The sequence below is a fragment of the Arachnia sp. genome, assembly GCF_057238465.1.
Genome location: NZ_DBHHFZ010000004.1, coordinates 205479 through 222328 on the forward strand (window position 1 = coordinate 205479; position 16850 = coordinate 222328).

The following is a 16850-nucleotide window of genomic DNA, read 5'->3' on the forward strand; positions in this document are numbered from 1 at the left end:
TTGCTCCACGGATTTTCACGGACCATGGGATGATCACCCCGCTCCGGAGTTAAACTGACGGGACCCTAGAGGGCGAAGACGCCCGGAAACAGGAGGTCACATGACCGCCCCGTCACCCCAGCAACGTCCCGCGCTAGTAGCAAAGGAGTTGCGTGTCCCGTTCTTGCTGCTCCTGCTGTGCTTCGCCGCCTGGGGCACGGCCGCCAACCTGACCGATGTGCTGGTCGGCGTGTTCCGGAGCATCTTCACCATGACCATCCTCGAGTCATCACTGGTGCAGTTCGCCTATTACGGTGCCTACTTCCTGTTGGCCATCCCGGCCGCGATGATCAACCAGCGGTTCGGTTTCAAGGCCGGTCTGCTCACCGGTCTCGGCCTGGCTGCGGCCGGCGGTTTCCTGTTCATCCCGGCGGCCAAGACCCTCACCTACGCCATGTTCCTGCTGGCGTTGTTCACCCTGGCCGCAGGGTTGTCCATCCTCGAAACCTCGGCGAATCCCCTTGTCATCGCGATGGGTGAGGAATCCACCTCAACCCGGCGATTGAACCTGGCGCAGGCCTTCAACCCGATCGGCGCCAACCTGGGTGTGCTGATGGGCGCGGTGCTGATCCTGCCCCACCTGACCCCCGAGACCGCGAAATCCATCATGAGCGAGGAAGAGGCCCTCGCCGCACAGGAAGCCGATCTCGGCCTGGTGCTCGGCCCCTACCTCGGAATCGCGATGGCTCTGGTGATCATCTGGCTGCTGATCGCGTTCCGCAGGCTCCCGTTGCCCCCGCAGGAGGCCGTCGCCGAGGGCGGACACGGGCGGTTCGGGCGCCTGTGGGGAAACAAGCTGTACCGCTACGGAGTGGGTGCGCAGTTCTTCAACGTGGCCGCCCAGACCTGCACCTGGACCTACACCATCATCTACGCCCAGGACGTGGTGGGCACCTCCCCCGAGGCCGCCGGTTGGTGGCTGCAGGGCAGCCTCCTGCTGTTCCTGGTGGCCCGGTTCGTGATGGTCTTCGTGCTCGGTATCGTGCGTCCCGCGCTGCTGCTGCTCGCAATGGCGCTCTTCGGGGTGGCTTGCTGCCTGACCTCGATCTTCGTGCTTAACATCATCGGCCTGGTCGCGGTGGTGTGCATCTCGGCGGCGCTGTCGCTGATGTTCCCCACCATCTACGGCATGGCCCTCCATGGCCTCGGGGACGACGCGAAGTTCGGTTCCGCGGGCCTGGTGATGGCCATCCTCGGTGGCGCCCTGATCCCGATGGTCCAGGCCCGTGTGATGGATGTCGCGGGTTCGGCGGTCGGTTTCATCGTGCCGGCCGTGTGTTTGGCGCTCGTGGCCGCCTACGCCGCCTACGACCTGCTCCACACCAGGAAGGAAGCATCATGAAAGCCCTGTCCAAGTGGCTGGCCGCCGCCCTGACCGTCATCATCACCGCCGCCCTGGGTGCCTGCTCCGACAACCGGCCACCGGTCAGCATCGGGCTCATCACCAAACAGGAGACGAACCCCTACTGGGTGACGTTGCGCAAGGTTGCCGAGGACTCGGCCCGCAAGGCCGGTGCCACGCTCACCACCGCGACGGGCAACAGCGATGTCGACGTCGACTCGCAGCGAACCGCCCTGAAGGAGATGGTGGACAAGGGCGTCAACGGCATTCTCATCGCCCCGACGAACTCGACGGCCCTGGCCCCCGACATCCAGGCGGCACGCGACAAGGGCATCACCGTGATCGCCCTCGACACCCCCATGGAGCCGCAGGAGACCACGAACGCCTACTTCGGCACCGACAACAAGCGGGCCGGGGAGCTGATAGGGCGTTACGCCCGGGCGAAGATCGACGAGCTCGGCCTGAGCCCGCAGATCATGATGCTGAACCTGTCACCCGGCATCACCTCGGGTGAGAACCGGAGCGCCGGTTTCCAGGAGGGCTTCGGTGTCCAGTCAGGTTCGGGCTGGGTGGTGGACCAGGCCAACAGCGAGGGGGACCGGGACCTGGCGCAGCAGGCCATGGCGGAGGCCCTGACGAAGAACCCGGACATCAACGTGGTCTACGCGGTCAACGAACCCGCCGCTCAGGGTGCCGTCACGGCGTTGAAATCGGCGGGCAAGGACCTGTCGAAGGTTGTGGTGGTGACCGTCGACGGCGGTTGCGAGGCCATGAAGAACTCGGTGCGCCCCGGCGACATCGACGCAACGGCCATGCAGTTCCCGCAGAACATGGCGCGGGAGGGCGTCGAGGCGATCGTCACGAAGGTCCGGGAGGGAAGGGAACCGTCAGGCTACCTGGCCACCGGCACCGAGTTGGTCACCGGATCACCGGCACCGGGCGTCACGTCGAAGAACGTCGAGTACGGCGTGCGCACCTGCTGGGGTGGTTAGGACACATTGCGAACGCCATGACCAGCCGCGGCCCCGGGCCGAAACCGTCTCACATCAAGTTGGTTGAGCCGGCCTGCGAGCGGCAGCGAGCTGGTCGCGTCGAAACCATCGTGCGCCCGTCCGGGGTCCTGTGGTCAGGTTTGTTGTTCGGCTGCCAGATGGTTTCGACACGGGCCGCTCGTCCCTCGCGGCCCGGCTCAACCAGCTCCACACGACCCGGCTCGATTGGCTCCGGGAGGATGGCTTCGGCCCGCGAGCCTTCCGGGAAAAGGTACGGGGTCGGATCGCATTCACGATCCGACCCCGGACGGGAAAACCGAGGAGGTCAGTGGGCGGTGGCCCAGTCGCGTCCGGGCCAGCTCACCTCGGCGTGCTCGACGTTCTCGGAGGTGCGGATGATGGCGGGACGGGCAGTCAGGGTCGGCATCACCACCACGGCGCCGCGGGTGGCGGGGTAGATGCCGAACTCGGAATCGAGGAAGCGGTTGAGGAAGTCACGGATGCTCATGACTCAATGCTGCGCCGGGAGATCCCATGCGTCCAATACCTGTTTGCAAGATAATCCATGCAGCTAGGTTATGAATATGGATACGAATGTCCTCCGCTGGTTCCAGCTCGTCGCCGACGGCGCCACCGTCACCGAGGTGAGCGAGCTGGAGTGGACCTCCCAACCCGGGATCTCGCGGGCCCTGGCCAGGCTCTCCGAGGAGGTGGGCACCCCCCTGTTGCGGCGCGAGGGGCGCGTCCTGCGCCTCACCCGCGCCGGGGCGACGTTCAAGCACCACGTAGACGCGATGCTCCACCAACTCGACGACGGCCTGGCCGAGGTTGCCCAGCTGATGGACCCGGAATCGGGGTTGGTGACCCTCGCCTTCCCGCACTCGCTCGGGGAGTGGCTGGTGCCCGGGATCGTGGCCGGGTTCCTGCAGAGACATCCCGACGTGCAGCTGGATCTGAGCGCCAGGCGCGACGAGACCATCCCGGCCACCGGGACGGACTCCGATGTCGACCTGGAGCTGACCACGCTCAGACCCCACAGCCGGGCCCACCACTGGCGGGGGCTGCTGCGCGAACCGATCCGGTTGCTGCTGCCCGAGGGACATCCGCTCGCCGCCACCAGGAACCCGGTCCCCATCACCCGCCTCGGAGGGGAACGCCTCGTCGCGATGCGCCAGACATCACAGCTGCGCATCGTCACGGACTCCCTGCTGTCCCGCCACGGGGTTGAACCCGAGGTGGGGCTCGTGGCAGACGACCTGCCGACGCTCTACGGCTACGTCGCAGCCGGCCTCGGGGTGGCGCTGGCCCCCGGCCGCAGCGTCCCCGGGGTGCGGCTGCAGGTCCTGGCCGAGGACGACGCCTTCCGCGACATCGGCCTCAGCTGGGCGGCGGGCCACCGCATGCTGCCCTCGGCCACGCTGTTCCGCGACCACGTCCTGGGCCTGGCGAAATCGCGGCGACTACCGAGACCCCCCGGGAACATTGAATGAAGAGCATCCCTTAAAATCATTCATATGAAGGGTTTTCCTGAATGTGTGGCGTTGTTGGGTGACGTGGTGCGCTCCCGCAGCTCCGACCGGGCACACGTCCACAGGGCTCTGCTGGCGGCCATCGACTCCTGCAACAAAGCCCATCCGCCCCTGGATCCGCTGCGCGTGACCGTGGGCGACGAGGTCCAGGGCGTCTACGCCACCCTCGGGCAGGCGGTGGCGGTGATGCTGCGGCTGCGCGACGAGCTGCTGGGGATCGCGGAGGTGCGTTGCGGGCTGGGCGGCGGGGAGGTGCGGATCATAGACGCGAAACGCGGCATCCAGGACGGATCGGCCTGGTGGCGGGCCCGGGAGGCCATCGAACGCGCGGAGACCCTGTCCCGGCAACCCGGGAACCGCACCTCCCGCACGGCGCTGATCGACGCCCGCGCCGTCGCGAATCCCCTCGTCGACCCCGTGCTGCGCGTGATAGACGCCCAGCTGGCGGCCCTCAGCCCGGGGGCCCGGAGAAGCTGGGTGCATCTGCGGGCGGGGCTGGACAACGCCACGGCGGCAAAACTCGAGGGTGTCACCCCGTCGGCGAACTCCCAGCGCATCAACGACCACGGGCTGCGTCCACTGGCGGCGCTCATCAACGCCCTGACGGAACTTCCGTGATCCCCACGCCGACCCCGGGGCCCCCGCAACGGCCGTGTGCGGTCCGGGGGTTCACTTCCAGGCCTCGTAGAAACTCCTGCTGATCTCCGCCAGCTCGTCCAGCGTTCCGCTCGGCCCCATGGTCGTCCTCCCGACGCCACCGTGCACCTGGGCGAAGCACTCGTATCCCCCGAAATCATTGGTTCCGCAGGCGGTCTTCCCGATGGTTCTCACACCCTTCAGGCCCTTGGTGTACGAGTCGACGGAGCCACCCGACAGGTGGGCGACTATGAAGAACTTGTCCTTCTTCGGCGTCCAGTAGGTGACATAGGCGTCGCTTTTCCCCGCGCCCTTGGCCTCGAAATCACCGAACTTCCTCGGCATGGCGGGAACCGGCTGCTTGCTGCTCACCCGCGGCAGCGTGGGTGTGACCGACCCCTGGGGCCCACTGGTGACCTGCGTGGGTGTCGTCGGTTCCAGCGGCTCGCTGGCGGCCTGCGTCGGAGTGGGCTGAGGAGGCGGGGCGGATGCGCTGGCCTCGGGGCCGAGGGTCTCCTGTCCATTCCGGAGCACCCACCACACGCCGGATCCAATGCCCACCGCCAGGATCAGGAACAGGACGACGATCAGGCCGATGTTGCTCTCCCTCAATGACTGCGGAGAGGTGTCCTGGCCGGGGTCGGGCCACTGGTTCTCGCTCATCTCCTCCTCCTGCGAATCATGGTAGAGGCCGAGCCGGCCTGATTGCACTCCGGAACGGTTTCCGCCGCCCTCCGCGGGCGGCGGGGCGTCTGGTGCCCCACATCAGTCCTCGTTCTCGTCGGGCTGGACGATCTCGCCGTCGGCGTTCTTCTTCGCCCATTTCTTGCGGCCGCGTTGCACGATCAGCGGGTCGGTGGGTTTGATCGCCGACGGGTCCTTGCCGTCGTAGTCGTGGAGGTCGAGGAAGAGGCGCATGGCGTTGAGCCGGGCGCGTTTCTTGTCATTGGACTTGATCCGGTACCACGGCGCCATCTCGGTGTCGGTCTGCTTCAACATGGCGGCTTTCGCCTGGGTGTAGTCCTCCCAGCGGTCGAGGGATTCGAGGTCCATGGGCGAGAGTTTCCAACGCCTCACCGGGTCGAGCTGCCGGATCGCGAACCGGGTGCGCTGCTCCCGCTGGGTGACGGAGAACCACAGCTTCGTAACGGTGATCCCGGACTCGATGAGCATCCGTTCGAAAACCGGCGCCTGTTTCATGAAAATGCGGTACTCCTCGTCGGTGCAGAAACCCATCACCCGTTCGACACCGGCGCGGTTGTACCAGGAACGGTCGAACAGCACGATCTCCCCGGCGGTCGGGAGGTGCTCGATGTAACGCTGGAAGTACCACTGTCCGCGTTCCTTCTCGGTGGGTTTCGTCAACGCCACGACCCGCGCCCCGCGCGGGTTGAGGTGTTCGGTGAAGCGTTTGATCGCCCCACCCTTGCCGGCGGCGTCGCGTCCCTCGAACAGGATGATGTGTTTGGTGCCGTTGTCCTGGGCCGAGTACTGGAACTTCAACAGCTCGATCTGCAGCTGGCGTTTCTCCGCCTCGTACCTGTCGCGCCCGAGGAGGGTGTCGTAGGGGTATTTGTCCCGCCAGGTCTCGACGGCGTCACCGAGCGGGTCGATGAGGTACTGGTCCTCCCCGTGAACATCACCGACGGTGTACCCCTCGTTGCGCACCATGTCGATGAATTCACGCAGGTTCTGGCTCATGCACCAAGCTTGTCACGCCACAGCAACCGTTCCATCCCCGGCCGGTTTTCCTTTGATCCGGGGACGGGATCGGCAATGATTCATTACATGACTGATATCACCCTGGACGGGACCCCCGTCCACACCCACGGCTCACTGCCTGCCGTCGGCGCCAAGGCCCCGGGGTTCGCCCTGGTCGGCAACGACCTCTCTCCCGTCTCCCTCGCCGATTTCGCCGGCTCCCGGTTGATTCTCAACATCTTCCCGTCCATCGACACGGGCATCTGCGCCATGAGCGTGCGCACCTTCAACGAGCGCGCCGCCCAGCTGGAGAACACCAAGGTGCTTTGCATCTCCCGCGACCTGCCGTTCGCGCAGGCCCGTTTCTGTGGTGCCGAGGGCATCGAGAACGTGACGGTCGCCTCCGATTTCCGCACCACCTTCGGTGAGAACTACGGAGTGACCATGATCAACGGTCCCCTCGAAGGTCTCCTGGCCCGCGCCGTCGTCGTCCTCGACGAGAAGGGCAACGTGGTTCACAGCCAGCTGGTTCCCGAGATCAAGCAGGAACCCGACTACGAAGCCGCCATCGCCGCCCTCTGACCCGTTTCAGAGGGCACCGCGGGCAGCGAAACCGGTTTAGCCGACACCATTCGCCGGCGGTCCGAGAACACCTACCTCAACTCTCCGGACACCACCGCATGGTTTCGCACGTCCTGCTCGCTGACGTTCGCGGGTCGGCTCAACCAGCTTCTGGGAAATGCCCTCCCGCGAAATCCTCGCCCCGCCCGTCGGCTGCGCGTTCAGCCGGCGGGCGGGCGGGCTCCCGGCCAGGTGACGGCCTCCGCGGCGGACCCGTTCGCGGCGCAGGCCGCCGCCACCAGTTCCTCCCCCCGAGCCAGCTGGGCCGCCAGGGCACCGACGAAGGTGTCCCCGGCGCCGGTGGCATCGACCACCCGTTCCACGACCACCGGCGGGATCACGTGCACCCCGGTCCCGTCGTCGACGAGGGCCCCGCGGGCCCCCAGGGTCATCACGAGGCTCCGGGCCCCGGTGCGTTCCCGCAGCCGGCGGAGCAGTTCGGCACCGACCTCGTTCGATGCCGCCAGCTGCGCGGCCTCGTGTTCGTTGACCACGAGGGGATCCGCGTTTCCGTACCAGGATGGCGGGCTCCCGGGCGCAGGGGCGGCGTTGATCACCAGCCGCGCCCCGGTGCGGACGGCGAGTTCGCCCGCCTCCCGCTGGACGGCCGGTGGTATCTCGTTCTGCGTCACGATGACCCGGGCCTCGATGTCACCGGCCGGGAGCGACACCCGGGCGTTGGCCCCCTGGGCAACGACTATGGTGTTCTCCCCCTGGGTATCGACCTGGATGAATGCCGTGCCGGTGGGTACACCGGTCAGCCGCTGCAGCCACCGGATGTCCACGCCCGCCGCTTCGAGGGCCTCGGCCTGCCGGTGTCCCGCCTCGTCGTCGCCAACGGCACCGGCCATTGCCACCCGGACCCCGCTGCGGGCCGCGGCGACGGCCTGGTTGGCCCCCTTGCCTCCGCAGGCGATCGCGGAGCCGGAGGCCAGGAGCGTCTCCCCGGGATCCGGGAGCCGTTCCACAAAGACCACGACGTCCTCGTTCACGGACCCCACGACCAGCACATCAATGTCCATGTCCCGCCTCCCGTCTCCCTGGTGGGTGTGTGCGGGCCGCATCCCGGAATGGTGGCCCGCGCCGTTCGCGTGTTCCTAGGATGTCACGAGAACACGAAAGGGGTGGTGTCCCGACCGGGACACCACCCCTTTTCGGCATTTCAGAACCTTCCGTAGCTCAGCATCTGCTGGACGATCTTGATGGTCTGCGAACCGGCCTTGAGAACACCGGTTTGTGGTTGGCTCTCGTGCGCCTGGATGGCGCTGATGGTGGTGGGGCCGATCAGCCCGTCAACCGGGATCCTGAGGTTCTCCTGGATGGCGCGGATCACGGCCGATCCCTCCGCGTTGGCGTCCGGAACCCACTCCCAGCCTCCTGCCAGGCCGGTGTTGGGTGCCGACTGGGATGCGAGCTGGCTGGAAACCACGCCGTCCTGAACGGTTCCGAAGAGCCACTGGAACGCCGTGGTTGTCTGCGGACCCCAGTAGCCGTCGACGGTTACCGGGGGAACCGCTTTCGCCGTGGCCGCACCGAACAGGTTCGCTGCCCCCAGCAGACCCATCGCGGGCACACCGACGGCGGTGGTGGTCAGAAGGCTTCGCCGGGAAATCCCGGGTCGTTCGATGGTCATTTTCTTTCCTTTCGCTTTCGGGTGTGACTCACCTCGGGGCGACGCGGAAATCCCCGCGCCCCGGGTTTTCAGGGGGTTCTGAACAGCCGGTCCTCACCGGTTGGGGACCGCTGACCGCTCAGCGACAGGATTCACCAGGGGTCCGGACGGGGAGCCGGGAGGAAACCGACCGCCCGGATCTTCGGAACGGGAAACTGGGATCGGGAAATGAACACTGATTCACTCCTGTGGAGGTGCCCGGACCGCACCAGGGTGCTCATCGGGTTGGCCCGGTGGCGAACCGTCACCCACCCGGACCGACACCCCGGGGCGGGGCACGCGTCTTCTGGTAATTCGGTTTGTGCAGAAGCGATGGAACCCGCCCGGCTGGTTCGATCTCCGACGCTCCGAGGATGGGTTCCCCGCCGCTCTCGGCTCTTGCCGGAGGTTCCCGCGCCACGTTTCGACTTGGTTGCCACCGTAAACGGCGCGAGGGCCACTCACAAGCCCCCCCCACGGGAAGTTGGGAAAATCCTCAGGAGAGGGAACCGGTCGCGATCAGCGCAGGTTGGCGCGGAAGTGCAGGCCGACCTCCGGGTCGACGAGGATTTCCTGGGCGGCGGCGATCCCGTCAACGGTGAGGGTGACATCGACGGGGATGGCCCGTTTCACCAGTGCCAGGGCGATCGGTCCCAGTTCGTGGTGGCGGGCGGAGGAGCCGACGAAGCCCACGGCCCTGCCGCCCAGCTCCAGCGCGGACCCGGCGGCGGGCAGCGCCTCGGCGGTGCCGTCGAGGTGCAGCAGCGTCAGGCGGCGGGGCGGACGACCCAGGTTGTGGACGCGCGCCACCGTCTCCTGGCCGCGGTAACAGCCCTTGTTGAGGTGGGTACCGAACAGGCCGATCTCGTTGGGAATGGTGCGGGCGTCGGTGTCGACGAAGATCCTCGGTGTTCCCGAGGCGATCCGGTGCGCGTCGAAGGCCCAGGTCCCGGCGAGGCTGCCCGCGGGGATTGGTTCGTCGACGGGGCGGAACACCTCGCGTCCCCCCAAGGAGGGGCGTCGCGCCCAGTCGTCGGGCACCGCCACGTCGTCGCCGACCCACGCCAGGCGCAGGTCGTCGCGGGGACGCACCTCAACCCGCATCATGAAACGCATCGAGTCCAAGAAATTCACCAGCGCGGCGGCGCGTCCCGGTTCGGTCCAGGCCAGCATCCGCGTCCCGTCGTCCACCCCTGCCAGAACGTGTTCGACGTGCCCGTTCGGCGAGAGGATCAGCGCCTCGAAGGGGCTTCCCGGTTCGAGGGATTCGAGATGCTGCGAGGTCAGCGAGTGCAGCCAGCCGAGCCGGTCCGCCCCGGTGATCTCCAGGATGTCGCGGTTGGAAAGGTCCACCACCGCATCCCCGGCCTCAATGGCGCGCGCCTCCGCGACCGGGTTGCCGTGGTGCCAGACGAGGCCGGCATCCACGCCGTCCTCGACGAGGGTCGCGTTCACTGTTTCACCAGGCGCGCCCACATGTGGGGCCGCAGCTCGTGGTCGGAGGTGGAGCGGTCGAGGGCGTACATCAGGTCGCCCTCCACCTTTCCGTACAGCCGCTGTCCGGAGGCGTGGCTGACGGCGGCACCCTCGGTGCGCACGACGGCGTCGGTCAGCAGGCTGATCTGGGTGACCTGGATCTTCCCGACCAGCACCTCGGTCCAGCCGTCGGAGTTCGTGAGCGTCACCTCCAGGGAGGCGTCGCGTTTCGGTCTCCAGAAACCGGTTTCCATCCCTAGCGGCTGGTCGAACTTCCCGTCCTCTCCCACACCGAATGCCTGGGAAACGTAGAACAGGTAGTCACCGCCGTTGTGGGTGAACTCGATGCGCTGCTCGAAGGTGAAGTCGTTGCCCTCGTGGTCGGTGCCGTTGCCGGATCCCTCCCACGCACCGACGAGCCAGCCGAGAGCCACCAGCTCCGGGTTGAGACCCTCCGGCACCTCGATGTCGATGTTCTGGAAGCCCTCCACGCTCAGTCCTTTCGTCCCTTGAACCCACGCAGCAGCTTGGACGCGGCCAGCGCCAACGCGACGACCGCGATCCCGGCGGCGGCCACCACAAGCACCCACGCAGTGATCATTCCCACGAACCGCAACCCTACCCGTCGCGCACCGGACAACGTGATAGACAACACCCATGCGTGCTGTCATCACCCGGGTTTCCTCCGCCAGCGTTTCAGTCGATGGCGAGGTGGTGGGTGAACTGCCCCGGCCCGGTCTGCTGGTGCTGGTCGGGGTCGGCCACGACGATGACGCCGCGACGGCGAAAACCCTGGCCGCGAAGATCTGGGGGCTGCGGATCCTGCACGACGAACTCTCGGCCAGCGACGTGGACGCCCCAATCCTGGTGGTCAGCCAGTTCACGCTGTTCGCGAGCACCCGGAAGGGTCGCCGTCCCGGCTGGTCGAAGGCAGCCCCCGGTCCGGTCTCCGAGCCGATCGTCGAGGCTCTCGCCAGTGAACTGGAGGCCCTCGGAGCCACCGTCGAACGCGGCCGGTTCGGCGCCGACATGCAGGTGGCCTCGGTCAACGACGGCCCGATCACCATCCTCATCGACACCGCGAACTGGGAATGACCCAGCTGCCGGCCCCATCACCGGTTTGCTGGCCCTAACACCGGTTTGCTGGGCTTGTTCGTGTTCGCTGGCCTCACAGCGCAGGCAAACGTGAACAAGCCCAGCAAAACAGGAACAAGGCCAGCGAACCGACAGGTGGGCAGGTGGACAGGTGGGCAGGGAAAAGTGGGACCGGTGGAGCCGACGACGTGTTCCCTCAGCCGCGGCCCAGGAACTCCACGTGGGAGACAGCGACGGCATTGGTGTCGGCTTCCGGGCTTCCCGGCTCTGTGGTGGACAGCACCGTCATGAGGACGTCGTTGGTGGTGACGGGCGGGAATCGCACCTCCTGATCCCCCGGGTGGCTGACGTCGAGCGGCTGCACCGCCCAGGAGCCGTCGGAGAAGGTCCAGCGCACCGCCAAGATCCTGCGACCTGCCCGGTAGCCCTGACCGGTGGTGTCGCCGTTGATGATCCGCACCCCGACCAGTTCCGTGCCGGGCTGGAAGGTGAAACTCACCATCTCCCCGACCCCGGCACCGGGGCAGCGCCAAACGGTGTCGGCCCGGCCGTCCAGGAGCGCGGCGGCCCGGTCCTCCCCACCCTGGGAGCACCTCCCGGCGGCCTGGGACGCCGAAACGGGGGCCACGGCCCCGTCGTAGGGGGTCAGGTCGAGGACGCTGGTGGCGGATGGGATGGGGGTCTGCGAGGAGTTCTCGGTGTTCTGCTGCATCATCAGCCGAGTTCCCACGACCCCGACCAGCGCAGCTGCCACGCAACTGGCAATCACCAACCACAGGGAGACCCCCCGGGGCCTGCGGCCACGACCACCGGAAGGGGTCGCCAACGCGCCCTCCGGTGACGCGGTGCGCACGTCGGAGGATTCGGAGACGGTCTGCCGGAAGTACTCATCGGGCAGGCGCTTTGACATGCGGTCATGCTACGCCGTCACCCCGCACCCGGCGCGACGCCCTACGGGCAGGATCCGAACTTCGGGACCGCTTGCCCGCGCGGGAATGCCCACAGTCGTCGATCCGCGGCCGCGCCTGGACTTCGGGACCGCACTCCGGCACGGGAAAGCCATGGCCGACGGAGCATCTCCGGCCCGGAGCCCGGGGGTTCTGGGCGAAGCGGGACAGGGCGCCACCTGGTTCAGGTCCGCAACGACGCGACATCTCGTCCCGGACCGCGGTGGGAGCCGGCCGAGGTTCCCCCACCCATCGGGTTGCGCGTCTCCCGCCCACAGGAGGACTTGCCCCCCGCCCGGGGGTGAAACCTCGATACGATAGGGACTCGCAGAGACCGGGAGGTGAGTGGTGAGTTCGATTCTGCTGGTCTCCGCCGCCGGTCCGGCGCCCGACTTCCTGTCGCTGCTGAGTCACGACCTCGGCACCGCCGCGAGCGCGGAGGAGGCCCTGCGTCGCATGGACCTCGTCGACGCCGTCGTCGTCGACGCCCGCAGTGACCTCGCCTGGGCGCGCACCGCCACCACCATCATCCGGCAGACCCACCCCGACATGCCCCTGCTGCTCATGGTCGCGGGCTCGGCCCTGGGGTTGCTGAGCCACGACTGGGGGTTCTCGGATTTCGTGATCGACGGCTGCGAGGCGGCGGAGGTCGACGTCCGGTTGCGGCTGCTGCTGCACTCGGGAAGCCAGCCGCACATCCTGGTGGCCGGCCCGATCCGCATCGACGAGGACGCCTACCACGCGACCATCGCCGGCGAACCCCTCGACCTGACCTACACCGAGTTCGAGCTGCTCCGCTACCTGGTGCAGCACCAGGGCAGGGTGCTGACCCGTGAGGTGCTGCTCAGCAAGGTGTGGGGTTACGACTATTTCGGCGGCACCCGCACCGTTGACGTGCACATTCGCAGGCTGCGCGCGAAACTCGGCCAGTTCGACCATTTCATCGGGACCGTACGCAACGTCGGTTACCGGTTCGCGGCACGTTGGGAGGATCACGATGCCTGAAATCGACCCCCGTGTGACAGCTGCGGCCTGCGAGGCCCACGACGGTTTCAACCCACTCAACGACTCCGCCCTCCTGGTGCTGGACCGCGCCCGGAAGGGCGAGGTGTGGACCCGCCGGGACGGTTTCGCGATCCTCGACGACCACGACGGCACCATCCTGGTGGCGGTCTCCCCCGGAGCCAGGGGCAAGGGTCTCGGCACCTCCTTGGTGGCCGAGGCCGTCAAGGCCCGTCCCGGGTATTTCGTCTGGGCCTTCCGCACCCTGCCCGCCGCCCGCGCCATCGCGGAGAAACTGGGACTCCACCCGGTGCGTGAGCTGTTGCGGATGGGCCGCCCCTTGGCGGGCATCGTCCCCGTACCCGCGCCCACCGGATACCGCATCCTCCCCTTCGACCCCTCCGACACCGCGGGGGTGGTGGAGGTCAACCGAATGGCCTTCGCCCACCACCCGGAGCAGGGACGGCTCACCGTCGACGACTTCCAGGCGCTGGCCCGGCAGCCATGGTTCGACGCCGCCGGGCTGCTGGTGGCGCACCAAGACGACGAGGTGGCCGGTTTCCACTGGACGAAACGCCACGACGCGACCCTGGGTGAGGTCTACGTCCTGGCGGTCCATCCCGACCACGGGGGCGCCGGGCTGGGACGGGCCCTGCTGACCGCGGGACTGGCGCACCTGCACTCCGCCGGGTGCGAAAACGCCGAGCTGTACGTCGAGGCCTCCGAGGAAAGGGTGGTCGCGTTGTACACCGCCACCGGTTTCCGGACCCTGAGCGTCGACACCGCCTACCGGCCAGGAGGAACGCCATGACCAAACACGAGGACGGGCAGCTCCCGCAGCACCGCTACCTGGACCGGGAACTGGCCTGGCTGGATTTCAACAACCGGGTGCTGGATCTGGCCCGCGATGCGAAACGCATCCCCTTGCTGGAGCGCGTGAAGTTCCTGGCGATCTTCTCCAACAACCTCGACGAGTTCTTCATGGTGCGGGTCGCGGGCCTGAAACGCCGCATCCAGGCCGGGGTGGCGGTGACCACCATCACCGGTGCCCGGCCGGGTGAGCTGCACGACTCGATCCTGAAACGCACCGCCGAGCTCGTCGCCGAACAGTCCCGTCTGTTCCAGCAGGAGATCCGGCCCCAACTGCGTGCCGAGGGCATCGAGATCCTCACCTGGGAGGAACTGACCGCCGCGGAGAAGGACCGGATGCGCACCCTGTTCGGGGAACGCATCTTCCCGGTGCTGACCCCCCTCGCGGTGGATTCGTCGCACCCGTTCCCCTACATCTCCGGGCTGTCGGTGAACCTCGCGGTGCTGCTCCGCAACCCCGAGACCGGCGCCAGACAGTTCGCCCGGGTGAAGGTACCCACCAACCTGTCCCGGTTCGTGAAGCTCGCGGAGGGGCGGTTCGTGCCCCTGGAGGAGATCATCTCCCGGCACCTGGGGCAGTTGTTCGCGGGCATGGAGGTGCTGTACCACGCCACCTTCCGAGTCACCCGCAACGAGGACATCGAGGTGGAGGAGGACGATGCCGAGAACCTCCTCTACGCATTGGAGAAGGAGCTGCTGCGACGCAAGGTGGGCCGCCCGCCCGTGCGTCTGGAGGTGGAGGATGACATCGACGAGACGATGCTCGCCACCATCATCGGAGAGCTGGATGTCGCGCCCGGCGAGGTTTTCCATCTGCCAGCCCCCCTCGACCTGACCGGCCTGTTCGCCCTGGACGACTCGCGCCGCGAGGACCTCAAGTACCCGGGTTTCCTGCCGATCACCCACCCGGACCTGGCAGAAGTGGAGTCCTCCCACCCCGCCGACCTGTTCAAGGCACTCAAACGTCACGACGTGCTGGTGCAGCACCCCTACGACTCGTTCGCCACCAGCGTGCAACGTTTCATCGAGCAGGCCGCCGCCGACCCGGCGGTGCTGGCGATCAAACAGACCCTGTACCGCACATCCGGGGACTCCCCCATCGTCGACGCCCTCATCGAGGCCGCCCAGGCGGGCAAACAGGTACTCGCGGTGGTGGAGATCAAGGCCCGTTTCGACGAACAGAACAACATCTCCTGGGCCCGGCAGCTGGAGCAGGCGGGGGTGCATGTCGTCTACGGCATGGTCGGGTTGAAAACCCACTGCAAGCTGTCGCTGGTGGTGCGTGAGGAGTCGGGCGGGTTGCGTCGCTACGCCCACGTCGGCACCGGGAACTACCATCCCAAGACCGCCCGCAGCTACGAGGACATGGGGTTGCTGACCGCCAATCCCGTCATAACCGACGATGTGGCGCGCCTGTTCAACCACCTGTCCGGGATCACCCACCAGACCGAGTACCGCAGGTTGCTCGTCGCACCGCACGGCATCCGCAGCGGCCTGCTGGAACGCATCGAGACCGAGATCGCCAACCACGCCGCCGGGTTGCCGTCCGGAATCCGCATCAAGGTGAACTCCATCGTCGACGAGGCCATCATCGACGCCCTCTACCGCGCCTCCCTGGCGGGGGTGAAGGTGGACATGTGGGTGCGGGGCATCTGCACCATCCGGCCCGGCGTGAAGGGGCTGAGCGAGAACATCCGGGTGCGTTCCATCCTGGGGCGGTTCCTGGAACACTCCCGCATCTACTGGTTCGAGGCGGGCGGGAACCCGAACGTCGGGATCGGTTCGGCGGACCTGATGCACCGCAACCTGGACCGGCGCGTCGAGGCCGTCGTCGGGTTGTCCAGCCCGGAGCACATCGCCCGCATCAAGGATCTCTTCGACCGAGCCTTCGATGACCGCACCGTCCACTGGGAACTCAAGGACCGCACCTGGTCGGTCCACACCACCGACCCCGAGGGCAGGCCGCTCAGCGACATGCAGGAGGAGCTGATCCGGCTCACCCGGGGAAGGCGCAACCGATGAGCAAGAAACCGAAAATCGTCTCCGCGGGGGGTGTGGTGCTGCGCGAGCACACCAACGGCCCCCAGGTGCTGCTGATCCACCGGAAACGCTACGACGACTGGTCGCTTCCGAAGGGCAAGGGGGAAACCGACGAGCTGCTGCCGGAAACCGCTGTCCGCGAGATCCGGGAGGAGACGGGGGTGGAGGCCCGGCTGGGGTTGCGGCTGCCGAGCATCCGCTACAAGATCGACAAGAGCCCGAAGGCCGTCCACTTCTGGCGTTCCGCGGTGCTTTCACAACGGCCCCGCCGGCCCGACCACGAGGTGTCGGCGGTGAAGTGGTTTCCCGTGGAGGCGGCGCTGGAGCAGGTCACCTACCCGGATGAACGCGCCATCATCGAGGCGGCCGTCCAGACCCCACCGACGAATGCACTGCTGATCGTCCGCCACGCCAAGGCGATGCAACGCAAACACTGGTCCGGTGACGACCAGAAACGCCGGCTCTCGGGCAGGGGCCGGGCGCAGGCGGAACGCCTCATCGACGTGCTGGCGGCCTTCGGGATCGAACGTCTCGTCAGCTCGGCATCGGAACGCTGCAAGGAAACACTCAAGCCCTACGCGAAAACCCAGAAGATCGGCATCGAAACCTACGATCAACTCACCGAGGAGTCCGCGGCGAAGAACCCGAAAGCGGTGCGCAAACTCATGGCCGAGCTGCTGAAGAACCTGGACCGCCCCACCGCGGTGTGCGGACACCGCCCGGTGCTGCCGGAGATTTACGCAGGCCTCGGGATCAAGGACAAACCAATGGTGGTCTCGGAGGTGCGCGCCCTGCACTTCGGACCCGACGGTCTGGTGACCATGGAAACCTTCAAACCGACGGCGTAGGACACTCCCCCAAACTGGCCATCCGGACGACAGAACCACGCAGCCGGGGCTCGTAGAGTTG

General features: G+C 67.2%; 18 protein-coding genes. 10 read left to right on the top strand and 8 right to left on the bottom strand.

Annotated features, from left to right (window positions below):
- Positions 1 to 100 precede the first annotated feature (100 nt).
- Both fucP and ACO6D6_RS06365 read left to right on the top strand, forming a co-directional pair.
- The gene (gene fucP, locus ACO6D6_RS06360) at positions 101 to 1381 is read left to right on the top strand and encodes an L-fucose:H+ symporter permease (RefSeq protein ID WP_484784193.1); all 1281 of its coding nucleotides are present in this window, start codon (positions 101 to 103) and stop codon (positions 1379 to 1381) included.
- Entirely contained in the window at positions 1378 to 2373 is a 996-nt protein-coding gene (locus tag ACO6D6_RS06365) for a substrate-binding domain-containing protein (RefSeq protein ID WP_484784195.1), read from the top strand. Before fucP ends, ACO6D6_RS06365 begins: the two co-directional genes overlap by 4 nt.
- A 325-nt stretch (positions 2374 to 2698) precedes the next feature.
- Here ACO6D6_RS06365 and ACO6D6_RS06370 read toward each other — a convergent pair whose 3' ends face one another.
- Positions 2699 to 2881: a hypothetical protein gene (locus ACO6D6_RS06370; RefSeq protein ID WP_484784196.1), complete on the bottom strand. Its 183-nt coding sequence runs from the start codon at positions 2879 to 2881 to the stop codon at positions 2699 to 2701.
- A 76-nt stretch (positions 2882 to 2957) separates the two neighbouring features.
- Between ACO6D6_RS06370 and ACO6D6_RS06375 the strand changes: the two genes are divergently transcribed.
- Both ACO6D6_RS06375 and ACO6D6_RS06380 read left to right on the top strand, forming a co-directional pair.
- Positions 2958 to 3863 carry a LysR family transcriptional regulator gene (locus ACO6D6_RS06375; protein WP_484784197.1) on the top strand — a complete coding sequence of 302 codons (906 nt, stop codon included), beginning with the start codon at positions 2958 to 2960 and terminating at the stop codon, positions 3861 to 3863.
- A gap of 24 nt (positions 3864 to 3887) precedes the next feature.
- Positions 3888 to 4520, top strand: a complete 633-nt coding sequence (locus ACO6D6_RS06380; RefSeq protein ID WP_484784199.1) for a SatD family protein — start codon at positions 3888 to 3890, stop codon at positions 4518 to 4520.
- 51 nt (positions 4521 to 4571) lie between these two features.
- Here the strand turns inward: ACO6D6_RS06380 and ACO6D6_RS06385 are convergent, their stop codons facing one another.
- Complete coding sequence (locus ACO6D6_RS06385; protein ID WP_484784201.1) at positions 4572 to 5201, bottom strand: hypothetical protein; 630 nt, start codon at positions 5199 to 5201, stop codon at positions 4572 to 4574.
- Positions 5202 to 5303: 102 nt separating this feature from the next.
- Positions 5304 to 6239 carry a polyphosphate kinase 2 gene (gene ppk2, locus ACO6D6_RS06390; RefSeq protein ID WP_484784203.1) on the bottom strand — a complete coding sequence of 312 codons (936 nt, stop codon included), beginning with the start codon at positions 6237 to 6239 and terminating at the stop codon, positions 5304 to 5306.
- An 87-nt stretch (positions 6240 to 6326) separates the two neighbouring features.
- Here ppk2 and tpx point away from each other — a divergent pair, with 87 nt between their 5' ends.
- Positions 6327 to 6821 (top strand): thiol peroxidase, encoded by a 495-nt coding sequence (tpx, locus tag ACO6D6_RS06395; RefSeq protein ID WP_484784205.1) that lies wholly within the window; start codon positions 6327 to 6329, stop codon positions 6819 to 6821.
- Positions 6822 to 7021: 200 nt separating this feature from the next.
- Here tpx and ACO6D6_RS06400 read toward each other — a convergent pair whose 3' ends face one another.
- The 4 genes from ACO6D6_RS06400 to ACO6D6_RS06415 form a co-directional block, all read right to left on the bottom strand.
- A complete protein-coding gene (locus ACO6D6_RS06400) occupies positions 7022 to 7882 on the bottom strand; it encodes a ribokinase (RefSeq protein ID WP_484784207.1) in 861 nt (286 codons plus the stop codon).
- 140 nt (positions 7883 to 8022) lie between these two features.
- A complete protein-coding gene (locus tag ACO6D6_RS06405; protein WP_484784209.1) occupies positions 8023 to 8493 on the bottom strand; it encodes a peptidoglycan-binding protein in 471 nt (156 codons plus the stop codon).
- A 537-nt stretch (positions 8494 to 9030) separates the two neighbouring features.
- On the bottom strand, positions 9031 to 9966 hold the full coding sequence (ygfZ, locus tag ACO6D6_RS06410; RefSeq protein ID WP_484784211.1) for a CAF17-like 4Fe-4S cluster assembly/insertion protein YgfZ: 936 nt from the start codon (positions 9964 to 9966) through the stop codon (positions 9031 to 9033).
- Positions 9963 to 10478, bottom strand: coding sequence for a heme-binding beta-barrel domain-containing protein (locus ACO6D6_RS06415; RefSeq protein WP_484784212.1), 516 nt, complete (start codon positions 10476 to 10478; stop codon positions 9963 to 9965). The genes ygfZ and ACO6D6_RS06415 overlap by 4 nt, the downstream gene beginning before the upstream one ends.
- 166 nt (positions 10479 to 10644) lie before the next feature.
- On the opposite strand from ACO6D6_RS06415, the gene dtd reads away from it, so the two are divergent.
- The gene (dtd, locus tag ACO6D6_RS06420) at positions 10645 to 11082 is read left to right on the top strand and encodes a D-aminoacyl-tRNA deacylase (RefSeq protein WP_484784213.1); all 438 of its coding nucleotides are present in this window, start codon (positions 10645 to 10647) and stop codon (positions 11080 to 11082) included.
- Between the two features lie 196 nt (positions 11083 to 11278).
- On the opposite strand, the gene ACO6D6_RS06425 is transcribed toward dtd, so the two are convergent.
- Positions 11279 to 11992: an NADase-type glycan-binding domain-containing protein gene (locus tag ACO6D6_RS06425; RefSeq protein ID WP_484784215.1), complete on the bottom strand. Its 714-nt coding sequence runs from the start codon at positions 11990 to 11992 to the stop codon at positions 11279 to 11281.
- A gap of 385 nt (positions 11993 to 12377) precedes the next feature.
- Between ACO6D6_RS06425 and ACO6D6_RS06430 the strand changes: the two genes are divergently transcribed.
- From ACO6D6_RS06430 to ACO6D6_RS06445, 4 genes are read left to right on the top strand one after another with little or no spacing between them, the layout of a single operon-like run.
- A complete protein-coding gene (locus ACO6D6_RS06430) occupies positions 12378 to 13034 on the top strand; it encodes a winged helix-turn-helix transcriptional regulator (protein WP_484784217.1) in 657 nt (218 codons plus the stop codon).
- Positions 13027 to 13842, top strand: coding sequence for a mycothiol synthase (gene mshD, locus ACO6D6_RS06435; protein ID WP_484784219.1), 816 nt, complete (start codon positions 13027 to 13029; stop codon positions 13840 to 13842). The genes ACO6D6_RS06430 and mshD overlap by 8 nt, the downstream gene beginning before the upstream one ends.
- Entirely contained in the window at positions 13839 to 15923 is a 2085-nt protein-coding gene (locus ACO6D6_RS06440; RefSeq protein WP_484784221.1) for an RNA degradosome polyphosphate kinase, read from the top strand. The genes mshD and ACO6D6_RS06440 overlap by 4 nt, the downstream gene beginning before the upstream one ends.
- Positions 15920 to 16789, top strand: coding sequence for an NUDIX hydrolase (locus ACO6D6_RS06445; protein ID WP_484784223.1), 870 nt, complete (start codon positions 15920 to 15922; stop codon positions 16787 to 16789). Before ACO6D6_RS06440 ends, ACO6D6_RS06445 begins: the two co-directional genes overlap by 4 nt.
- The last annotated feature ends 61 nt before the right edge of the window (positions 16790 to 16850 follow it).